This is a genomic window from Paenibacillus sp. FSL K6-2393, from assembly GCF_038002545.1.
GTDB lineage: Bacteria > Bacillota > Bacilli > Paenibacillales > Paenibacillaceae > Paenibacillus.
On the sequence record NZ_JBBOCU010000001.1, the window covers coordinates 4795354 to 4816328 of the forward strand.

Genomic DNA, 20975 nt, shown 5'->3' on the forward strand with positions numbered 1-20975 from the left:
ACATTACAATTACAATGAAAACCTTTTATATGGCCTTTAGACTAGATTGTCGTAATGGTTACTTGATTGCGCAATTCATCAATCAATTCACGTGTTGCCAGATCATCCGAGAACGCAGTCGCGCTTCCAGATGCAACCCCTGTGCGAAAAGCTTCCAGCAAATCTCCGCTCTGTACATAGGTACCTACGAATCCGCCAATCATGGAGTCACCGGCACCAACCGAGTTTTTCACAATGCCTTTTGGCACATTCGCATGATGAACTTCCGCTTTGGTAATGAATAATGCACCCTCACCTGCCATGGAGATCAACACATGTTTGGCACCGGCTTCCAGCAACTTACGCCCGTATAACACCAGTTCCTCGCGAGTATCAATCGTTACACCGAACAGTTCAGCCAGTTCATGATGATTTGGCTTCACCAGCAATGGTGCATGTTCAAGAGCTTCCATTAACGCAGGGCCAGTTGTATCAATCACAAATTCAGCACCCGTTTGCTTGCAGACTTTAATGAGACGATCATAAAAATCCGTTCCAAGTGAAGGCGGTACACTTCCGGAGAGAATGACAATATCTCCTTTTTCCAACGAAGACAATTTGTGAAGCAACTGCTCTGCCTCTTCTGCACTTATTGCAGGTCCAAGACCATTAATCTCTGTCTCTTCTCCATGCTTCAGCTTGATGTTAATGCGAGTATCGTCTGCAATCGTGACAAAGTCTGTCCGAATGTTATCTTCTTGCAACTTGTCATTAATGAAACGTCCAGTAAATCCACCAAGGAAACCAATGGCCGTGTTATCTGCTCCAAGTTGATTCAGTATGCGAGAGACATTAATGCCTTTGCCGCCAGGGAGCTTCAAATCCCGATTCATTCGATTCAATCCGCCAAGCTTCAGCTCATCAATTTCCACGATGTAATCAATGGACGGGTTAAGTGTTATCGTATATATCATCGTTATCCCTCAATTATTTTAGTTTTCTGGGCGATTCCAGGCCGCCAGTGTTCTGGCATCTGCTCGGTAATCAAATCGGCCTCCTCCAAATCAAACAATTTGGCAAAAGTAATTTCCCCTATTTTGCTGGAATCAGCCAGCACATAAGATTTTCCCGACAATTGATGTGCACGCCTTTTAATCAAGGCTTCCTCTGGATCCGGTGTTGTATACCCCATTTCGGGATCAACTCCGTTGCTTCCAAGAAAACATTTATCAAAACGGAAATTATCCATGTTCTGTAATGCGATACTGCCAATGACTGCTTTTGTATGAATTTTCATCATACCTCCAAGCAAATAACTTCGAATACGTTTGCTTACCAAAGCTTCAACATGTGAAAGTCCGTTGGTAACAACCGTTACGTCCTTAGCTTCAATAAAAGGAATCATGGCTAACGTTGTCGTTCCTGCATCCAAATAGATGCATTCGCCATTTTCGATCTCCTGTGCAGCCAAACGGGCAATCGTCGTTTTTTGTTGAATGTTTTTGAACGTTTTTTCTTCCATGCCCGGTTCCAGCGTTTTTTCATTCACCAGTGCGGCACCGCCGTGGATGCGTTTGAGCATCTGACGACTCTCCAGATCAATCAAATCACGCCTAATCGTTGATTCAGAAGCACCCAACACATCAACAAGCTCTTGTAACTTCACAATTCCCTGTAAATGTAAGCGCTCTATAATTGCAGCATATCGTTCTTCAGTCAGCATCTTCATTCCTCCAACTGCTTCTATAGTATCATAATCCACTCAAAAAACAACCACTTTCATTCAAAATAATTTAAAAACATTCAAAAACACGCATCTTTCGACTTATTTCCTTGTCCAATTGTCCCTTTCTCTGACGCCTGAACGCACATCTGATATTTTAGTCCCCATTTTATCGAATGGTGGTAACCTGACTTACTTCATGTTCTTAAAGTTGCAATTCCTTGCCCTTCGTGTCTCCATTAAAAATCCTGCAGCCTCCAGCACTTGATGCGCGGCGTTGCAGGATTTTGCTTATCATGGGAACTTTATGACGTTTATGAATCTACAAACATTGCATCCGGTTTGGGTTTAAGCCATTTTCCATCTTCATTAATAAAAGCCCCCTTGAAGCGGCCCATCTCCAATTGTTCAATCAGCCTCTCCTCATCCATGGCCAAAATTTCAGCGAGCTGCCCCGAGGTGTAATAATCAGCGGGGTTGTAATCGAGCAGCACAGGAACAGACGTATCATATAGTTCTTTGATCAGATTCTCAAAAGAATGCCGACCCAGGTTCTCCATGTCTCTATAAAACTGCAAATGTTGGGACACCATATTACGGAAAGATTTATTCTCCAGATGCATCCACAACGTATTGCAGGCCTGAACACTCATATGATTTTGTTCCACATCGTAAAATTGAACTTCTTCAATCTTCATGTATTTCTCTTGAAATGCAACGATCTTAATCAAAGGTACATTTCGTTTACGTGACGCTTTCTTCAAATGGGCTCTAAATTGTTCATAGTTCATTTCATTCATCTATTATCCCTGCCTTTAACATGTTCCAACCGACATTTTACAACAAATTAAAGGCAAGTGTAACCTTCATCATATGAAAAACAAAAAAACGTGCAGCAACAGATGCCACACGTTCACAATATTATAGAGTGCGATTACTCAGCGAGGGCACCACTTTTCACCCACGTAGCCGTAAATTCCTGTTCTTCATACGCATAGAATTGCTGCAAAATAATCTCCCGATCATCGAGGAACAACTGATCCGCTATGGCAGAGACCAGTTTGGGCACCGAGCTCTTGGTTCCCGATATTGCCGATGCCGACAGACCACAGCTGGCAAGTGCAGAGTAGTTGAATACAAACAGTCCGTGCAACGGTTTCTCACCCTGCTCACTCCTGCTGGTCATTGCAAACCCGGAACTCAGGTAAGGATGTGCGTCCAGCAACGCATTGCGATGCTCTGGCGGAGCCTGGTAACAGTCCTCCCAGCGCGCGATGTATGGCTCCACAAGCTTCAGTTCAGGACGGAGTGCCGGATCACTGAGAAGACCTGTGCTAATAATTAGAAAATCAAACTCATATGCTCCCTGTGCGGTATGCACAATCGCGCCTTGGTCCGTCGCTTCTACACTCAGCCATGGAGCGTTCAGATGCAGCTCGAATCCTGGCCAAGCTGCCGCACGATTAAACGTATCGTTGGTTGGCGGTTGATTGAATTTGAAGAAATGAGAGATCACTTCATATTTATCAGCAACCAGAAGAGCGTGGTATCGCTCAATCATACCGGATTGTTCCATCTGACGAATGGGATTAACACTAGGCAGTTGTTCCCGCCGCACAAATACATGAGCTTCTGCCACACCAGTGGCAAGCGCATAACTGGCATTATCAAAAGCAGAAGCGCCGCCGCCAAGCACAGCAACCCTTTTACCTTTTAACCGATCAAAATCAATCGCTTCCGACGTATGGGCATACCGATCCCGAGGTAATCTATCCGCAATCATGGATGGCACATGCCACTCTCCACCACCTTGTATTCCCGTAGCAAACACTACTTTGCGAGCAAGTATAACATCCATCTGAGTTCCTGCCTTGTTCACATGAAGTCGATGTATTCCGTCCTCTGTTGGCTCAACCAGTGTCAATTTCACCTCATTAAGCACAGGCAGCTTCAATACTTCCCGATACCAGCGCAAATAATTCATCCAGTCTCCACGCGGGATCTTGTCTACCTCTTCCCAACCTTCGGGCCCAACCTGTGCTTCCCACCATGAGCGAAAGGTTAACGAGGGGATCCCCAGATCGATGGAAGTCAGATGCTTGGGTGTACGCAAAGTAACCATACGCGCATATGTCTCCCAAGGTCCCTCAAGCCCCGATGTATTCTCGTCAATGACTACAATATTGGAGATCCGTTCACGAAGAAGTCCAAATGCCGCCCCTAATCCACTCTGGCCTCCGCCCACAATGACAACATCATAGACATGACCATCCGCATGTTCTCTTGGACGCACCCAATTCGCGCCACCAAATGACAAATAAGCTAGATCTTTCTTCACACGTTCATTCAAAGCCTCCAGACTCATGATTCATCAACCCTTTCGAGATACATATATGAACTAGTCTTTCTTTAATTATTTGATGTGAGTTTTTTGTCAGTTATATTGAGAGTTATTGTGCTTTTTGTTTGTTTTCTAAAATATATTAGCGTTATTATATGAGTTATCAGAGATCATTTGAAGTTCGCGGTAGCTTTATTGTCATCAACACTAAAAATATCTAACATGCTTGTTAATTCGCACGAAATCCGAACTAGATTATTGATGCAGTTCCTGCTGAGCGGATGATTTGCAGAAAAAAAAGACAGACCAAGATGTAACCTTGGTCTGTCTTATTAAAGGAATGCTATTGGCCGGCTTGTTCACGGCGCTGCAATTTTTCATTGGTTAATTTCTCAGGGGTCACATCATGCCCCAGTGGGTCCACAACGGATACTGCCAGCATGGTTGTCAGTACCTGACCTCGAATAGCCTGCAAATATTGTTTTCTAAGCTCCTGCTGCTCGCTTTTTTCTGCTTTTGTCAAGCCCACGCTGCTGCGTTGTTTTCGACTTAATTCATTGATGCGTCCCAAAATAGGAATCATGTAATCCACCTCACTTGTTAGTCCAATTTCCGAAGATATTTCGAATATCTTCAAACTAACTTATTACAACTTTACGAATTTGTCCATAGGCGCAATCCGTTAAGAAGTTTTTAGGTGATCTCATGCACAGACCACACAATGCCATTTGTAGCACCACTGCCCAGATTCAACGTAATCGTCAGTCCGTTTGCAGCATAGAACAGTCCAATCACATCTCCCGCATTCAATGCCACTTCTACCGCCAAAGTAACTGCACCGCTTCCCAGCACTGCCCGCAGTGTTAGTAGTGTAACTGCTATATTGAGTACGGGCAATAAACCACTAACTAGCGTTGTAACTGTCGGTGATGTCCTCTGGACTAGAAAGGCTGGGTTAACTCCAGCACCCAGTGATAGGGCGATCGCTGCGGTCGTTGCATAATTGATCGTGGCCACAATGGAATATCTCCCTGTCACCGGGACCGTATAATTTCCTGTTGTTGCATTGAAGTTGGCATTACCGTAATAAGGACTCGTTGTCGTCCAGTTGGTTAACTGTGCGCTCGTTGCTGTCGAAAGTGTAGCCAGGAAGGCCGAGAACCCTTGTGTTGCAAAATTGGGGCCGGTTGGTCCAGTGGCTCCTGTCAATCCCGTGGCACCTGTTGTTCCTGTAATTCCTGTTGCTCCCGTAGCTCCGGTTGCACTAGTTACACCAGTTATGCCGGTAGCTCCTGTAAGTCCGTTAGCACCAGTTGGTCCAGTCGGGCCGGTTGGACCTGTGATACCTGTAACCCCAGTAGTTCCAGTAGCTCCGGCAACCCCAGTGACCCCAGTTGCACCTGTAGAACCAGTAGCTCCTGTTATTCCTGTTTCTCCAGTTGCTCCGGTCGCGCCAGTTATACCTGTAACTCCTGCTGAACCAGTACTTCCGGTGGCTCCTGTTACACCCGTGATACCCGTAATTCCTGTTGTGCCTGTGGCTCCTGATACACCTGTGAGCCCTGTAGCCCCAGCTGCTCCGGACGCGCCGGTCGGTCCCGTTACACCTGTCGTGCCGGTTACGCCTGTTAAACCCGTCTCTCCTGTAATACCCGTGGTTCCTGTTGCTCCAGTCGTACCTGTTGTACCCGTAACACCAGTTAAACCAGTCGTGCCGGTTGGTCCTGTGGAACCAGTGGGTCCCGTCTCCCCAGTGCCACCAGTTGCTCCCGTCGCACCGGTACTGCCCGTAAATCCCGTAATACCGGTCGTCCCGGTGGCGCCAGTGATTCCTGTGATACCCGTACTCCCCGATGCTCCTGTTACCCCAGTCAGACCTGACACACCAGTCGTACCGGTTGGTCCCGTTACACCTGTCGTACCTGTAACGCCTGTTACACCCGTTTCTCCTGTAATGCCCGTGTTTCCTGTTGCTCCAGTTAATCCGGTAACTCCAGTTGGACCAGTGATTCCTGTCAGACCTGTTTCCCCTGTGATGCCAGTTGTGCCCGTTACGCCAGTAGCTCCGGTTGTTCCAGTCACACCTGTGATACCCGTAGTTCCGGTTATGCCGGTTATGCCAGTGGCTCCGGTGGGTCCCGATACACCTGTCGTACCGGTTGCGCCTGTTACACCAGTCTCTCCTGTAATGCCCGTGGTTCCTGTTGCTCCAGTAGCCCCGGTGGGTCCCGTCACACCAGTCGTACCTGTGACCCCTGTTAGACCCGTCTCACCAGTTTGGCCAGTTGTGCCGGTGGCGCCTGTAATTCCAGTAGCTCCAGTCACACCCGTAATGCCAGTTACGCCGGTCGTGCCGGTTATTCCTGTTTCACCAGTAATACCCGTTGGACCGGTTTCCCCTGTAACACCTGTAAATCCAGTTACCCCAGTAATTCCAGTAGCACCAGTCGGTCCTGTACTACCTGTCGTTCCCGTGATGCCGGTAACTCCGGTGGGACCCGTACTTCCTGTTACTCCGGTCGATCCAGTGATACCTGTAACTCCGGTTACCCCAGTGATCCCAGTCGCACCAGTCGGTCCAGTCGCACCTGTGATCCCGGTTACACCCGTCTCACCAGTGAAGCCAGTAAGTCCAGTTACTCCCGTAACGCCAGTAACTCCGGTTGATCCTGTCACACCAGTTTGACCAGTAATTCCAGTAGCACCAGTCGGCCCGGTTACGCCAGTTATTCCTGTGGAACCCGTACTCCCCGTTGCTCCTGTAACTCCAGTCGTACCTGTGACTCCGGTTATGCCAGTCGCACCAGTGGCTCCGGTTGGTCCTGTTGTACCTGTCGTACCGGTAACGCCTGTTACACCAGTCTCTCCTGTAATGCCCGTGGCTCCAGTTAATCCCGTAACACCAGTTGGACCAGTGATTCCTGTTAGACCTGTTTCCCCTGTGATGCCAGTTATGCCAGCTACACCAGTAGCTCCCGTAGTACCCGTACTTCCCGTTGCTCCAGTCGTACCTGTCACTCCTGTTGGACCTGTAGCTCCAGTAGTTCCGGTTGCACCAGTAATTCCTGTGGTTCCTGTTACACCACTAACTCCCGTGATACCCGTTGCCCCAATCGTACCTGTTGGTCCTGTTTCACCAGTAATCCCTGTTAGTCCAGTAGTGCCTGTCGGACCGGTTATACCAATTGTTCCGGTTGCGCCGGTTACTCCTGTGGCACCGGTACTTCCTGTTTCTCCAGTCGCACCCGTAGGACCTGTAATACCAGTTGCACCTGTACCTCCTGTTAGACCCGTCTCTCCAGTGACGCCAGTAGCTCCGGTGGTACCCGTAATCCCCGTCGTTCCGGTGTTTCCTGTAGCACCCGTACTTCCGGCAGCTCCAGTAATTCCTGTTGAGCCACTAACTCCGGTTGCTCCTGTATTTCCCGTCAGACCTGTAGCTCCGGTCTCTCCAGTGAGGCCTGTTGCTCCGGTCACACCAATTGTACCCGTAACGCCAGTTAAACCAGTCGAACCGGTTGGCCCTGTTTCGCCAGTGACCCCGGTTATGCCAGTAGCTCCGGTATTACCAGTTGAACCAGTAGCCCCGGTGAGTCCTGTCGCGCCAGTTACACCAGCAATTCCTGTTGTGCCACTAACTCCGGTTGCACCTGTAACACCAGTTGTTCCCGTCGTACCCGTAGGACCTGTAATACCAGTTGCACCTGTACCTCCTGTTAGACCCGTCTCTCCAGTGACACCAGTGGCCCCGGTCGCTCCCGTAATTCCCGTCGTTCCGGTTACGCCAGTCACTCCCGAGATACCTGTAATTCCGGTTGCTCCAGTTGCTCCAGTCACCCCAGTCGGTCCCGTCGCTCCTGTCGTGCCTGTGAATCCTGTTAGACCCGTTTCCCCAGTGACACCAGTCAGTCCGGTAGCTCCGGTCACGCCTGTGATACCCGTGGTTCCAGTAAAGCCAGTTAGTCCAGTTGTACCTGTAATCCCTGTGGCTCCGGTCTCACCGGTGATTCCGGTTCCCCCTGTTGGACCGGTATCTCCAGTAGTTCCAGTTGCACCAGTAATTCCTGTGGCTCCTGTTACACCAGTATTGCCGGTTATGCCAGTAACGCCGGTTGAACCTGTACTTCCCGTTGCCCCTATTGCCCCAGTAGATCCTGTAGCACCAGTAACTCCGGTTGTACCTGTCGTACCTGTAATTCCTATTTCTCCAGTAGCGCCGGTCGGTCCTGTCTCACCTGTCGTGCCGGTGATCCCTGTCAAACCAGTCGTGCCGGTCGCACCTGTACTGCCCGTAGATCCAGTAATCCCTGAAGCACCAGTATTTCCAGTAACGCCAGTGATGCCTGTCGTGCCTGTTTCGCCAGTTGCTCCCGTCACACTCTCACCAGTACTTCCAGTAGATCCGGTTACACCAGTACTTCCAGTAACTCCCGAAGACCCAATCCCCCCAGTGGCACCAGTTGCGCCGATCGCACCTGTTATCCCTGTCGTGCCGGTTATGCCAGTATTTCCAGTTGGACCCGTACTTCCCGTTGCTCCTATCGCCCCAGTAAATCCTGTAGCGCCTGTAACTCCGGTGATACCTGTTTCTCCAGTAGATCCAGTCAAACCAGTCTCACCGGTTGAGCCGGTCGTACCTGTAATCCCAGTTTCGCCTGTAGTCCCTGTCGGTCCCGTTACACCAGCCGGACCCATAGCTCCTGTAGTACCGGTTATGCCTGTTGCTCCAGTAGATCCAGATGGGCCGGTTGTCCCTGTAACACCTGTAATTCCAGTTGCGCCAGTGACTCCTATGGTACCCGTTGATCCAGTAGCCCCGATTGGTCCCATCACACCAGTCGAACCGGTACTTCCCGTCACTCCAGTCACGCCCGTGATCCCTGTGAATCCAGTAATACCGGTTACTCCAGTCGGTCCTGTTAAGCCCGTTGCTCCAGTAAATCCTGTTTCACCAGTAGATCCTGTTAGTCCCATCACACCAATTCCAGTTGGACCAGTTGCTCCAGTGAACCCGGTAGCCCCAGCTAATCCTGCAACTCCAGTTGGACCTGTAACTCCGGTGCTGCCCGTAAAGCCGGTTATACCTGTATTTCCTGTAGCCCCGGTCATGCCTGTAACACCAAATCCGGTATTTCCAGTTGCGCCGGTTGTTCCTGTGACTCCAGTCGATCCAGTCCCACCTGTAACTCCTGTGCTTCCTGTAGATCCAGTTGCTCCCGCTTCACCCGTTGGACCGGTCTGACCTGTAGATCCTGTAGTTCCAGTCACACCTGTGACTCCAGTTATTCCGGTACTTCCCGTGGTTCCAGTTAATCCGGTCCGTCCTGTTAAATAGGTTGCTCCGCATATGCCGGGATACCCAGGGTCTCCGGTTAACCCAGTAGCACCTGTTGCTCCGGTGTATCCTCTCATTCCCCGATAACCCCGTGGGCCGCGAAGGAAAGGAATCCTGTGACTTTTCTTTTTTTTGCATTTACGTCTGCTTTTCTTACAAGACTTACTCTTCTTCTTTGGGATAGAGTGTTTTTTTGCTTTTTTTGCTTTCCGTTTACCTGTACTGATTGAGGAAATTTTGCGTTTCCTTTTGGACATACCGCTCACAAGAAAATCCCCCCTCCTTGTACACCACGTCAAATCCCCGCATTTTACAATAGTACACTCTATGCCCGGGACTAGCTTTGTGCGCCCCCTATTGAATATACCTATGAAACCTTCAAAGTTAGTGATCAATCAATTACTTTTCTCCAAAAAAATATATTCCCCTCTACTCCCCCCGCAACTCCAACTCCTTAATCGTCAACTTAATTCCTTCTTCAAAAGATGTTGCCACAACTGGGCCAATCCGTTCCACATACTTCTGTCTACTCAAGATCAGGGGTTCCTCGGTCAGATATAACATTTCTACAATTTCTTTCATAACGGGTACACCTAGTCCAATCAAAGACAATCCCACTCTTCCTAACGCCATCACAGGTTTGCTTCTTCCAGCAGCCTTCTGTGCCAATCGCACGATGTCATGACCCGAGATGATCCCCGATCCAGGAATGTTCCAGTTCTGTCCATACGTCGTCTCTCTGCTTGCCAGCTCCACCACCATGACCGCAGCATCCGGTAAATAGATGTACTCTCTGGGTACCTTCATATTCCCGATAAAAAAAGCCATCTTTCCTTTTGCTATCGCTTCAAGTGTTGAACCCAGATAGGAAGCCTGATTGGCCGATGGGCCATAATAGTCTGGCAAGCGAACAATCATCACCTGAGCTCTGGTCCATCTTGTGCTGAATAACATCTGTTCATATGCAAGTCGTGTCTTGCCTTTGCGGGTATGTGGCTGTTTCGGATGTTCTTCGGTTACTTCCTTCATTTGTCTTCTGCCATAAGGGTAGATTCCGTCTATTACCACCACATTCAGACCCAAGTGTTCTGCTGCCGCCATCACGGATTCGCCCAGCGGAATCAGCCTGCTCTCCATCTCGTTATACGGGACGTTCGCACAATGAAACATGACATCCGTTTCTTGGGAAGCAGCGATAATATCATCCGACCGAAATGCATCTCCCACTGCGATTTGCAGGTGATCCGGTGATCCCAACTTTACCGCAAGTTGCTCCAGTTTCTGACGGGATCGCCCAAATGCAATTGTAACAATACCCCTTTTAATCAATTCTTCCGTAATTGCTGCACCTGTTCCACCTGTGGCTCCAATCACAATAGCTCTTTTCATCGTAGATCAACCTCTCTCACCCATTTAGTTATTGATCAATTACTTACCTGAAAACAATATAAACCATAATTAGTGATTGATCAATAACTAAAATTCAAAAAGGGACTTTCCCTCCCCCTCTATCGTTCCTTCAGCTCCGGCATATCCAGTGCATTAGATACATTACACAACATCCCGATTGCCAGAAAAATCATGGTTCTTTTTAGCGGTTCAGCCATTCCTGCAACGGTGAAAGCTTCCAGTACCATACTTCGTACATCACTAATGCCTTTTTGCATGGCCTGACGAATGACTTCCTCCCGGATCGTTTGCGCCTGCATCTGAAGCAAGATTTCGCTCTTGTGCGATTCCAGAATCTTATCATAGGCTTCTATGAGATCATTCTCTAACTGATCTGGCGTCGCCGTCTCCACCACAATTCGAAACGAATCAATCACCCGTGTCCATGAGACCTCAATTGCAGTTAATAATAAAGCTTCTTTTGTTTTGAAAAAACGAAATATATACGGCTGTGAGATCTGTGCCCGTTCAGCCACCTGAGCTGTAGTCGCACGATAATAGCCAATTTCCGCGAAGACGTCAATTGCTGCAGAGATAATATCATTTCGCCGGTTAACTGACGCTATTGTTTCCTTAGCCATGATAATCCGCCCTCCAATAGTTAGTGATTAATTGATCAATAGCTTGAAGTATAACGAATACTATCCCTCAATGCAAAGGTATCTTGACCTTGTACAAAGCCAACAAACCCGCAGACGCTGGCTCAAGCCGCTGCAGGTGTAGCTTGTCGATCATAGATTCTACCCACTGGAAACCGAAGAGAACACGGATTGTCTGAAACAGTTTCGTACCATGCATTACAAGAGTGTCTGTTCACTGATGGAGAAGTTTGCGCAATCGGGATTCCGAATCCAGCTTCGGACAACTATTACAATATCCATGTGCGTGACTGCCGCTCCCAATCTGATATGCCAAACAACAATATCGGCGTATCAGGAACGGCGGTCCCTGCCACTTGGGGTGATCAAAGCGATGCAGCTCGAAGGCAAATGAAAATGCATTTTCATTTTGTTGTTTGTCAAGCCATATACTTTGATCTTCCTTGATCTGTTCAAGCCGTTCATCTGTCTTCCAAATGCTCCGATCATTGATCATTCGTGCATACAATTGTTGCACATTATGGGCAACCAAAGACCACATGACCTTATCGCTCGCTCCTGTACTAACGGCTACTGCTCGCAGAACAGGTTCCAGATGTAACAGCATTCTCTTCTTGAGCAAGCCGCTCTCTGATCTGCGCTGAACAGGATCTCCACCCTCCAGAAAGGAGCTCTTCAGCCGAGTCTCATATCGCATGCCACCTGCTCCATTCAATTCAAACCGCACATCATCGTCTGCAATGCTAAGTATAGTATCGTATAGACTGAATGCTGAGATTACGGACATAACAAATACGGAGTAACGTTTGGCAAAAAGTGTACCGACGGCCACACTTCCTTTGCCGCCCAGTTGAAGCCCTTGCTGCACAGCCTGTTCATGCAATATCGAGTTTCGTTTCTCATCATTCAGCACATCCTTCACACGAATAGGATACTTGGAATCATCGCAGTCCACTCGAATCGTCGTCACAAAAAATTGCTGTAATGCTTCAGACATCTCTGAAAAATCATGTCTTAGATAACGTCTCATCTATTAATCATGTCTTCAACTTCGTTGATAATCTCGCTTCGCCCAATTGCTCCCCAGCCCTTAAACAACCAGAACGAATCTGTCGTATAGACCTGATCTGCACCAACAGCCGGTACTCCCTTCCAGAGTGAGCTTGCATTGATGTTGTTTAAATACTCATCGGCATTCGGGTCAATCTCCAGAACTACGAAATCAGCATCCACATCTGCAATTTTCTCCATGGACAGGTCCTCACGTTGTTCGGCAGGTGTCACAGTCGTTGGCACAAATCCAAGATCATGATACAAAAGTGTGTTGGTTGGATGTCCTTTTGCCGCGTAAATCTGCAAGGTCTTCTCTCTTACACGCAGATAAGCCAGCTTTTTTTGATCCAGTTGTTCGATCTTCGCCTTTAGTTGCTGCGTCTGCTGCTCTACCTCGGCTATCTTTTCTTTTGCCAGATCCACTTTGTTGTACATCCCGGCAATGGTCAACAGATCCTGTGTCCAATAAGTTGTATCATCTGCATAATCCAGCCATTCAGTACCAAGTACAATCGTCGGAGCGATTTTCTCCAACTGTTCATACGTACTCTCCGCAGTTCGACTCTCAACAACGATGACATCCGGATCAATCTGAAGGATAGCCTCCAGGTTAGGACTATCTGCCGACCCTACCGTTGCAACGCCGGCAAGCTGATCTGCAAGGTAAGGCAAATAATCTCCTCCGTAACGAACTTCTACATTAACGCCTGCTGGTTTCTCACCAATCGTCAACATGTGATCGATGTAAGCAGCAGATAATACCACCATACGATCTATCTTTTGCGGTACAACCGCTTTTCCTTTAAGATGCTCAATCGTTTGCGTACCACTCTCTTCCACAGGTGTATCCTGTTGCGGAGGCGTTGCTTCCGTTACTTCTGATGCCTTGCTACATGCCGTCAGAACAAGCACAAGCAGGGCCAACAGTATCATCGTTGCTGCTCTCTGTCTTACCATTTGTAGTGAATCCCCTCTACTCTTTAATAATAATAATCATTATCACTATAGTAGGGAAAAGCGTACAGGCTTACCATGGATTATTCCACTCTCTTCTCTTGCACAATATCACCGTAAGGTAACCCCAAGTTGCTCTGCCACATATCGCATGGCCCACATGCGTCCGGTTGGACCCAGCGTTTTGAAGAAAATATCTCCTGCATTATATACATGGCCTACTTGAACAGCCTTTAATGCCAACCATGCGCTGGATTGCTGCAATTGCCTCAGTTGAGCACGTGCCTCTTCTGTGGGATCGACCATTACAAACACATGATCCGCGTCGTATAAATGCAAATCGCGAACTTTACTCTCTACAGCCCACTGTTGTTCCGGAAAATCACGAGGCAAATAAAATCCCAGATCATCATACAACAGGGCCCCTGTCTGATTATTCAATCCATACATTCGGTAGAAATGAGAAGTCACCCGGATGAACATGGCACTCTGTTTCCCCCACCTCGATTGAATGCGCCCTCGAAGAACCCGGCTCAGTTCAGCATGTTGTTCTATCCACTGTACAGCCTGCTCGGTGCGGCCCATAATGTCCGCCATATACAGAAGCCTCTCGCCAAAATGGTTGGTGTGCTCCAGCATGGTGGTAGGCGCAATACGATGCAGGGAGTCATTTGGCTCCAAACGATCACTTGTAATGATCAGGTCCGGTTGGACTCGCCTCAAATCATCATAGTTCTGATTGAAGCTATCCAGGATAAGTCCCTGATGACTGTGTGCTTGAAGCGCAGGTATGGCAATATGACGAGCCACCCTCTGACCATAGGATAAAGCGGATACTGGCCTCAAACCGAGCGTTATCACATAATCGTCCAACCCGTAATACAAGGTGGCAATGCGATTCACTTTATTTTTCATATACAACGTTGGGGCGATTCCTTCGTTTTTCTTGAAAACTCTGCTGAAATAGTGCTCGTCCTTATAACCCACTTGCTCCGCAATTTCCTTGATTTTATCTGAAGAAAATAACAGTCGCTTGGCCTTTGCCATACGTAGTTTCAGTATATATTCATTCGGGGTCATATTTAATTGTCGTTTGAATGTTCTTATAAAATGATTCACACTAAGCCCTGCCATGCGGGCCATCTGATCAATTCGAATGTCTTCCGTATACTGATGCGTCATATACTCAAGTGCCAAATCCATCCCTGCTACAGGGGGAGTTGCTTCTTTCACGTGCATCATTAACTGAATCAACAACTGATGCAAAAGATGTTTCCTGCGTGTCTTTTCCAGACTCGTGATGGAGTACTTTCCACTCACCAGGGTATCCATCATCTCCTGAATATCGCGTGTATTGGAAGGAACATTAAGTTTGCCCGTCACAGGAACATCAAACGGCTCGGTATACCAAGCATTGCGACTCCGGGTAAGCGCCACACAGGAAAATAAGATGATCTGATATCGAACAGGTGCTTGCAAATCCGTCTGAAACTCCACATGCATTCCTGGCTTCAACAAAAACCACTCGTCTTGAGACACCGTATGTACATTGTTATCCATAGACAAAGATCCCTTGCCAGCGATGACCCTGCAAAGGGCGAACCTTTTCCAGATCCGACGCTGAACAGCCCCCGGATTGCTAGAGTAATGGCAGACGTGGACAGCAGAGAAATGTAGTTGCTCCAATCGTTTGATCCAATCATTTTCCTCCATGATGACATCACCTCCCTGTTTGGATCGAACCCTGTAATCGTCTGATTAACAATATATTTTGCCTTTCAGTTAATTATAGATAGATTGATAACAATTCTCAATAACATAAACAATCAATATTAACTTATCTATTTGGACATCCTATACGGACTACAATGTAACGTAGCGGGATAATAACGCTAGAATCAGCAACATTTTCTAACCTGTTGCAAAATCATAAAAGGCATGATATATTAATTGAGCCATCAATGATTGACGCATCAAATATTGATACATCAATGATCGAGAGCATCCAAATAATCATTAGGCAATGGCATTGTATACTGCAATATTAATCATTGGTTAACATACGCCGTTGTTCATGATTCAGATTCACCCGGGAGGTCTAGTCATGACACGTATTGTTTCCAAAGAAGAACAAATCATCAATCTGTTGAACGTGTTGGGTAATAAAATCAGTCCCAAGTTTGAACGCTGTACAGGTATCAGTTCCTCTCGCTTTGAAATTCTGCATGAGCTGGATCAGGTGGATGAGATTAACCAATCCATGCTGCAGAAAATCATTAATATTGATAGTGCTGCGATTACACGCCACTTGAAACAGCTTGAGGCGGACCTGATGGTTACAAGACGTAAGAATCCCGATGATAATCGGGTCACTTTTGTTCGTTTGACGGACCACGGTCGGAAGCAGATTGAAGGCTACAAAGCAGAGAAGACCAATTTTATCAACCAGATTTTACAGGATTTTAGTGAAGACGAAGTTCAATCACTCGCCGATTTCCTGGAACGTATGCAGAACAATTTCTAAACCCATATATATAGAGGAGAGATCCATTCATGAGTACAATTCAAAGCAAATTCCAAAAAACCAATGATTTTAACGAAATTACCTACGGCCGCCGCTCTGTTAAGCTTTACGATCCTGAAGTAAAAATCAGCCGTGAAGAAATGACTGAAATTCTGGCAGAAGCTTCCCGTGCACCATCTTCGATCAATTTGCAGCCTTGGCGTTTTCTGGTTGTAGATACGGCTGAAGGTAAAGAAAAACTTGCTCCACTTGCAAGATTCAATCAAAATCAAGTGTTGACTTCCTCCGCAGTCATTGGCGTATTCATTGACATGAAAAACGCGGAACATATGGAAGAAATTTTTGGTAAAGCTGTAGAACTCGGTTATATGCCACAAGAAGTCAAAGATATGCAACTCTCAAAAGTATTGCCTTATTATGAAAGTATGCCTGCTTCCGCTATTCGCGAAGTTAATATGATTGACGCTGGCCTTGCTTCCATGCAATTAATGCTTGTAGCACGTGCTCACGGTTATGATACCAACCCAATCGGTGGTTACGAAAAAGATCAAATTGCAGAAGCATTTGGCATGGACAAAGAGCGTTATCAAGCGGTTATGCTGATCTCGATCGGTAAATCGGCCAAAGAAGGTCACCCATCCTACCGTCTGCCTGTAGAAACAATCACAACTTGGGCATAATATCAGGGACGGTTTCCCTGTAAGTCACGATTTTACTAGTTAATAAGCATACATTCTTAACACATTCCAAACAAACACAATATGGAGGTTTTATATTATGATTATCATTCACGCTCATCTGCAAGTTAAACCGGATCAAGAGCAAGCATTCCTCGCAGCTGCGAAAGAACTGATTGCTGCTACACGTCAAGAAGAAGGTAACATCAGCTACGATTTGGCAAAAAGCACAGAACGCGAACAACAATACACGATGATCGAGCTGTGGAAAGATGAAGCTGCTACAGCATCCCACAACACAAGCGCGCATTTCCAAGCTTTTGTTCAACAAGCAGCAGCATTCATGGCCGCTCCAATGAACGTTGAAGTATTTGCTGGAGAACAAGTTAAAGCTTAATAGCTCATTAACTGCCATGCGTATCTTGCATGTGAATAAGCTGCTCTTGGTCATATGACCGAGGGCAGCTTTTTGTATTATCAGGTTAGCCAGTAATTACGGGTTGGCCTTATAAAATGTTCTTTCAGCAAAACCAGTAATTCTACGATCCTCAGATTGACTAAGATAGCTGATTGGGAGCTAAATCATTTCCATTAGAAGATCATCCCCCGTGTATGACGTCGTTTAGTTCTCATGTTTGACCGTAATCACGACATTTCCCCTCTTTCGCCCTGTTTCCACATAACGATAAGCTTCCTGAATTTGCTCCAAGGCATAACGTCTGTCAATCACTGCTTGCATCTCACCAGCCTCCATCAACTCTTTAAGAAGTAGCAGATCCTTTGCAGTGACCCTTGCGATGCCTTGCCCCTCAACAGTGACATATGTGCCGTTAGGTGCCAATAGGTGCCGACACTGACCTTTCGAGACTTTGCCAACTGCATCCAATATCAGATCATACCGCTGACTTGTTTTTGTAAAGTCTTCCTTCATATAATCTATAACATGCTCGGCACCAAGTGACTTCGCGAACTCCACATTCGTTGTACTGCATACCCCCGTCACTTCTGCTCCAAAATATTTCGCAAGCTGTACAGCAGCAGTTCCTACGGCTCCCGAAGCTCCATAGATGAGCACTTTCATTCCCCGTTTAATGTTTCCTTTGCGCAGAAAATATAAGGCCGTAGTTCCACCGAACGGAATTGCTGCTGCTTCCTCATACGTTGCGTTGAGCGGTTTCAGAGCGACTGGATCCTCTTCGGATAGACATATATACTGAGCATGGGCACCAAAAGACAATCCATTGATGGCATACACCTGATCACCTAACTTAAATTGCTTTACTTCCTTGCCAATCGCCGTAACTTCTCCTGCCAACTCTACGCCCAGGACCGAATTTCGAGGTTTTCGGAATCCCAAAAAAAGACGCATCGGTACCCAGTACAGAAACGGAACATTGGAACCACGAACTCTGCAGTCCCCGGATGTTACAGTTGTTGCGTGTATTTTAATCTGAATCTCATGATCTTTGGGTGATGGCTTCACTATGTCTCTAAGCTGCAACACATCTGGTGATCCATACTTCGTACATATGATAGCTCTCATATCTTTCCCCCCACATGTTCCTGTTTGCCAAGAGTATATCTGGAAGTGGGTTCGGCCCCTAGATACTAAAGTATCGTTTCAAAGATACACCCGTTACAGGAGTTTCCATTCACGTGCTTTTGCCACTGCTTCGGTTCGTCGCTTCACCTGCATTTTGTCAAAAATAATCCGGTTATGTCCTTTCACGGTAGGCAGTGCAATATGAAGTATCTCACTAATCTCCCGATTGGATCTTCCCTGCGCAATGAGATGTAATACTTCGAGCTCTCTCACACTTAACGGATCAATTCGCAGTTCAGAAACGTACGGATATACATCTGTCTCTTCCGAAATCATTTCTATTCTGTTGTCCTCAGCTTCATCAAATGCAGCCAGTAATTGAAGCAAATATAAACGTGAGTCACCGCGTGCTGTTATCCTCTTCAAAAGGCTGTACACAACAACACCTTCGTCTACAAATACACGAATGAAGCCTGATGGCTCTGCCATCATCATTGCCTCAGTCAGGAGCTCCATAGCTTGTGTTCTATTTCCATGTTCCTCATGGATAACCGCCAGAAAGATTGTTGCCTTGAGCTGTTCATCCTTGAAGCCTTTGGTTATGGCCAAGCGAAGACAGGATTCCATCATACCAAGTGCCTCCAATGTGTTCCCCTGCTTCAGCAATACTCTGGCCTGACTAAGCGCATGATTTCTGTCCCATGATAATCGCATTGCTTTTTTCAGATCGCCCTGACGAAGGAGCACAAGAACGTATGCAGCAGTAATATCAGGGACCACCTTTGTAAAATTTAACCGTTGGGCCGTTTCGTTGATTTTATCTAACATAATAGCGGCTTTATGAAGATCCGCCTTCGCAAGCGTCACTCGGGCGAGCCATAATTCACTTGCAACAACCCTGTCCGTCTGGACAAATTGATGTGCCAACTGCACACTCTGTTGAGCGTGCAACATCGCCACATCAAGGTTATTCCATTCATAATGAACTCGCGCCAGACCCAAATGGGCTTCACATGCAATGGGCAGCGGTGGCTTACCTGCCATATGTATCACCTGCTGATAGGCTTCAGCCGCCAGGTGTAGCTGATTGTTGGATTCCTGCATATTCCCCATGCCCAGTGTCGCCATCATCGTGATGATATGATGTCCGATCCTGGTACTGTTCGCTAATGATTCCTCGTAGGACAATTCGGCTTCCACACGTTTTCCCTGAAGCTGGTATGCATATCCTAATGTCCAAGCTGTTGCTGCACGAATGGGCAGATTATGAGGATGCAAATATTTGAGTGCTCGAAGTGACTCCGTAATAATTGTATCCGCATCGTGCCGGCTGACAGCCAGCGTGGCTCGGATGGAAGCGATATGTCCGATGAGATCAGAATTGATCTTTTCAGGTTCCGTATTTTGTAACGCTTGTTCAGCAGACTGCAATCTGGGTTCCACGTCTATCATATGTCCTGACACTAATAACGCAGCCGCATGCATCACCCATAGGGAAGGTATTGAATCCATTTCTGCTGAGGATAGAGAACTCAACCATTGCAAGGCAGGAACAGCACCCCCGCGAAAAAGAAGTGGCATACCTTTACCTTCCAACAGATTCGATGCCCGATGAGTATCTGCCGCAGCTACAGCATGATTGAAAGCCTCCAGCTCCATTTGGTGCTTCTCATACCAGATGCTCGCTCGCTTATGTATCTCAGTAACAGACAGATCGGTCTCAGCTGAGCCGGCGTAATTTGAATTCTGGTGTACTCTTGTACGCAATAAATCTGCAAACAGATGATGGTAACGATACCATCGCCTCTCATTATCTAGGGGAACGATGAAAAGATTGGCTTGCTCCAGCCACTCCAACATGTCCTGTCCGGTAAAATCAACGGATTCATGTTCCTTTGGTTCATCTATATCAAAGATCGCATCACACAATGAACCGCATAATCGATCCAACATGCACGTTTTCAACAAAAAGTTCTGTACCTGTTCGGTTAGCCCTTGTAATATTTCTTCCATTAGATAGTCCAGTACAAATGGGTCCCTGCCACTGAACGTTTCCATAAAGTGATTTGGATCAGAAGAACCCTGCATGGATAAGGCCGCTAACTGCAACCCGGCAACCCAGCCTTCTGTTCGTTTTTCAAGGAGAGCGACATGTTCCTCTGAAAGTTTCAATCCCATGACCCGATCCAAAAACTCACTGCTTTCGGCAGAAGTAAAACGCAGATCACTACCACGTATTTCAATCAATTCCCCCTTTGCCCGTAGTCGAGCCAAAGGTAACTTGGGTTGCTGACGCGTAGTCATGACGATATGCATATGCGGGGGCATGTGCCTCAGTAAGTAGACAAGCGCTTGATTGATCACTTCTGAAGTCATGAGATGATAATCATCCAGAACAAGTACAAAATGATTTGTTATTTCAGAAACTTCATTAAGAAGGTATGTAATAATGGTCTCGAGAGGTGGCGGCTCGGAAGATTGAACAAATCCCATGATTCCTTCAGCAAGTTGGGGGACAATCGTCTGTAACGAAGCACATAGATATGTCAAAAAACGTGAAGGATCGTTATCCGCTTCTTCCAGCGAAAGCCAAGCTGTATCTATTGAAGAAGACTTAACCCATTGATTGACTAGTAGTGTTTTTCCTGATCCTGCAGGAGCAGAGACCAGTATAAGTTTAGCGTGCATCCCCTCGCCCAAACGGACATACAGGCGGGGACGATCCACTACATGGGAGCGCTGAACTGGAATGGTTAATTTCGTAGATAAGATCGGTGCATACATGAGCCAAACCTCCA

At 47.0% G+C, this 20975-nt stretch carries 16 protein-coding genes; 3 read left to right on the plus strand and 13 right to left on the minus strand.

Going from position 1 to position 20975, the window contains the following annotated elements; translation table 11 throughout:
* Positions 1 to 41: 41 nt before the first annotated feature.
* The 11 genes from pfkB to MHI14_RS21200 form a co-directional block, all read right to left on the minus strand.
* Positions 42 to 953 carry a 1-phosphofructokinase gene (gene pfkB / locus MHI14_RS21150; protein ID WP_091032342.1) on the minus strand — a complete coding sequence of 304 codons (912 nt, stop codon included), beginning with the start codon at positions 951 to 953 and terminating at the stop codon, positions 42 to 44.
* A 2-nt stretch (positions 954 to 955) separates the two neighbouring features.
* On the minus strand, positions 956 to 1702 hold the full coding sequence (locus MHI14_RS21155) for a DeoR/GlpR family DNA-binding transcription regulator (protein ID WP_017689448.1): 747 nt from the start codon (positions 1700 to 1702) through the stop codon (positions 956 to 958).
* Between the two features lie 314 nt (positions 1703 to 2016).
* The gene (locus MHI14_RS21160; protein WP_310334097.1) at positions 2017 to 2502 is read right to left on the minus strand and encodes a hypothetical protein; all 486 of its coding nucleotides are present in this window, start codon (positions 2500 to 2502) and stop codon (positions 2017 to 2019) included.
* A gap of 134 nt (positions 2503 to 2636) precedes the next feature.
* Positions 2637 to 4067, minus strand: a complete 1431-nt coding sequence (locus tag MHI14_RS21165; protein ID WP_341131151.1) for an NAD(P)-binding domain-containing protein — start codon at positions 4065 to 4067, stop codon at positions 2637 to 2639.
* Positions 4068 to 4386: 319 nt separating this feature from the next.
* Complete coding sequence (locus MHI14_RS21170) at positions 4387 to 4626, minus strand: DUF896 domain-containing protein (protein ID WP_047842338.1); 240 nt, start codon at positions 4624 to 4626, stop codon at positions 4387 to 4389.
* A 110-nt stretch (positions 4627 to 4736) separates the two neighbouring features.
* The gene (locus MHI14_RS21175; RefSeq protein ID WP_445670348.1) at positions 4737 to 9455 is read right to left on the minus strand and encodes a beta strand repeat-containing protein; all 4719 of its coding nucleotides are present in this window, start codon (positions 9453 to 9455) and stop codon (positions 4737 to 4739) included.
* A gap of 352 nt (positions 9456 to 9807) precedes the next feature.
* On the minus strand, positions 9808 to 10767 hold the full coding sequence (locus MHI14_RS21180) for an NAD-dependent epimerase/dehydratase family protein (RefSeq protein ID WP_339169413.1): 960 nt from the start codon (positions 10765 to 10767) through the stop codon (positions 9808 to 9810).
* A 119-nt stretch (positions 10768 to 10886) separates the two neighbouring features.
* Positions 10887 to 11408 (minus strand): TetR/AcrR family transcriptional regulator, encoded by a 522-nt coding sequence (locus MHI14_RS21185; protein WP_206105726.1) that lies wholly within the window; start codon positions 11406 to 11408, stop codon positions 10887 to 10889.
* 232 nt (positions 11409 to 11640) lie between these two features.
* Complete coding sequence (locus MHI14_RS21190) at positions 11641 to 12456, minus strand: hypothetical protein (protein ID WP_341131152.1); 816 nt, start codon at positions 12454 to 12456, stop codon at positions 11641 to 11643.
* Complete coding sequence (locus MHI14_RS21195; RefSeq protein ID WP_091032359.1) at positions 12453 to 13436, minus strand: ABC transporter substrate-binding protein; 984 nt, start codon at positions 13434 to 13436, stop codon at positions 12453 to 12455. The genes MHI14_RS21190 and MHI14_RS21195 overlap by 4 nt, the downstream gene beginning before the upstream one ends.
* Before the next feature lie 108 nt (positions 13437 to 13544).
* Positions 13545 to 15146 (minus strand): AraC family transcriptional regulator, encoded by a 1602-nt coding sequence (locus tag MHI14_RS21200; protein WP_341131153.1) that lies wholly within the window; start codon positions 15144 to 15146, stop codon positions 13545 to 13547.
* A gap of 391 nt (positions 15147 to 15537) precedes the next feature.
* On the opposite strand from MHI14_RS21200, the gene MHI14_RS21205 reads away from it, so the two are divergent.
* From MHI14_RS21205 to MHI14_RS21215, 3 genes are all read left to right on the plus strand, one after another.
* Positions 15538 to 15957, plus strand: a complete 420-nt coding sequence (locus MHI14_RS21205) for a MarR family winged helix-turn-helix transcriptional regulator (protein ID WP_074094402.1) — start codon at positions 15538 to 15540, stop codon at positions 15955 to 15957.
* Positions 15958 to 15986: 29 nt separating this feature from the next.
* The gene (locus tag MHI14_RS21210) at positions 15987 to 16637 is read left to right on the plus strand and encodes a nitroreductase family protein (RefSeq protein ID WP_091032364.1); all 651 of its coding nucleotides are present in this window, start codon (positions 15987 to 15989) and stop codon (positions 16635 to 16637) included.
* Positions 16638 to 16734: 97 nt separating this feature from the next.
* Positions 16735 to 17031: a putative quinol monooxygenase gene (locus MHI14_RS21215; protein ID WP_017689458.1), complete on the plus strand. Its 297-nt coding sequence runs from the start codon at positions 16735 to 16737 to the stop codon at positions 17029 to 17031.
* Between the two features lie 225 nt (positions 17032 to 17256).
* On the opposite strand, the gene MHI14_RS21220 is transcribed toward MHI14_RS21215, so the two are convergent.
* Positions 17257 to 18177: an NAD(P)-dependent alcohol dehydrogenase gene (locus MHI14_RS21220; RefSeq protein WP_341131154.1), complete on the minus strand. Its 921-nt coding sequence runs from the start codon at positions 18175 to 18177 to the stop codon at positions 17257 to 17259.
* Between the two features lie 93 nt (positions 18178 to 18270).
* Positions 18271 to 20961: a LuxR C-terminal-related transcriptional regulator gene (locus MHI14_RS21225; RefSeq protein WP_341131155.1), complete on the minus strand. Its 2691-nt coding sequence runs from the start codon at positions 20959 to 20961 to the stop codon at positions 18271 to 18273.
* Positions 20962 to 20975: the final 14 nt, after the last annotated feature.

Coding starts and splice junctions, on each gene's coding strand:
- pfkB (WP_091032342.1), bottom strand. CDS start 953: ATGATATATACGATAACACTTAACCCGTCCATTGATTACATCGTGGAA.
- MHI14_RS21155 (WP_017689448.1), bottom strand. CDS start 1,702: ATGCTGACTGAAGAACGATATGCTGCAATTATAGAGCGCTTACATTTA.
- MHI14_RS21160 (WP_310334097.1), bottom strand. CDS start 2,502: ATGAATGAAATGAACTATGAACAATTTAGAGCCCATTTGAAGAAAGCG.
- MHI14_RS21165 (WP_341131151.1), bottom strand. CDS start 4,067: ATGAGTCTGGAGGCTTTGAATGAACGTGTGAAGAAAGATCTAGCTTAT.
- MHI14_RS21170 (WP_047842338.1), bottom strand. CDS start 4,626: ATGATTCCTATTTTGGGACGCATCAATGAATTAAGTCGAAAACAACGC.
- MHI14_RS21175 (WP_445670348.1), bottom strand. CDS start 9,455: ATGAGAGGATACACCGGAGCAACAGGTGCTACTGGGTTAACCGGAGAC.
- MHI14_RS21180 (WP_339169413.1), bottom strand. CDS start 10,767: ATGAAAAGAGCTATTGTGATTGGAGCCACAGGTGGAACAGGTGCAGCA.
- MHI14_RS21185 (WP_206105726.1), bottom strand. CDS start 11,408: ATGGCTAAGGAAACAATAGCGTCAGTTAACCGGCGAAATGATATTATC.
- MHI14_RS21190 (WP_341131152.1), bottom strand. CDS start 12,456: ATGAGACGTTATCTAAGACATGATTTTTCAGAGATGTCTGAAGCATTA.
- MHI14_RS21195 (WP_091032359.1), bottom strand. CDS start 13,436: ATGGTAAGACAGAGAGCAGCAACGATGATACTGTTGGCCCTGCTTGTG.
- MHI14_RS21200 (WP_341131153.1), bottom strand. CDS start 15,146: ATGGAGGAAAATGATTGGATCAAACGATTGGAGCAACTACATTTCTCT.
- MHI14_RS21205 (WP_074094402.1), top strand. CDS start 15,538: ATGACACGTATTGTTTCCAAAGAAGAACAAATCATCAATCTGTTGAAC.
- MHI14_RS21210 (WP_091032364.1), top strand. CDS start 15,987: ATGAGTACAATTCAAAGCAAATTCCAAAAAACCAATGATTTTAACGAA.
- MHI14_RS21215 (WP_017689458.1), top strand. CDS start 16,735: ATGATTATCATTCACGCTCATCTGCAAGTTAAACCGGATCAAGAGCAA.
- MHI14_RS21220 (WP_341131154.1), bottom strand. CDS start 18,177: ATGAGAGCTATCATATGTACGAAGTATGGATCACCAGATGTGTTGCAG.
- MHI14_RS21225 (WP_341131155.1), bottom strand. CDS start 20,961: ATGTATGCACCGATCTTATCTACGAAATTAACCATTCCAGTTCAGCGC.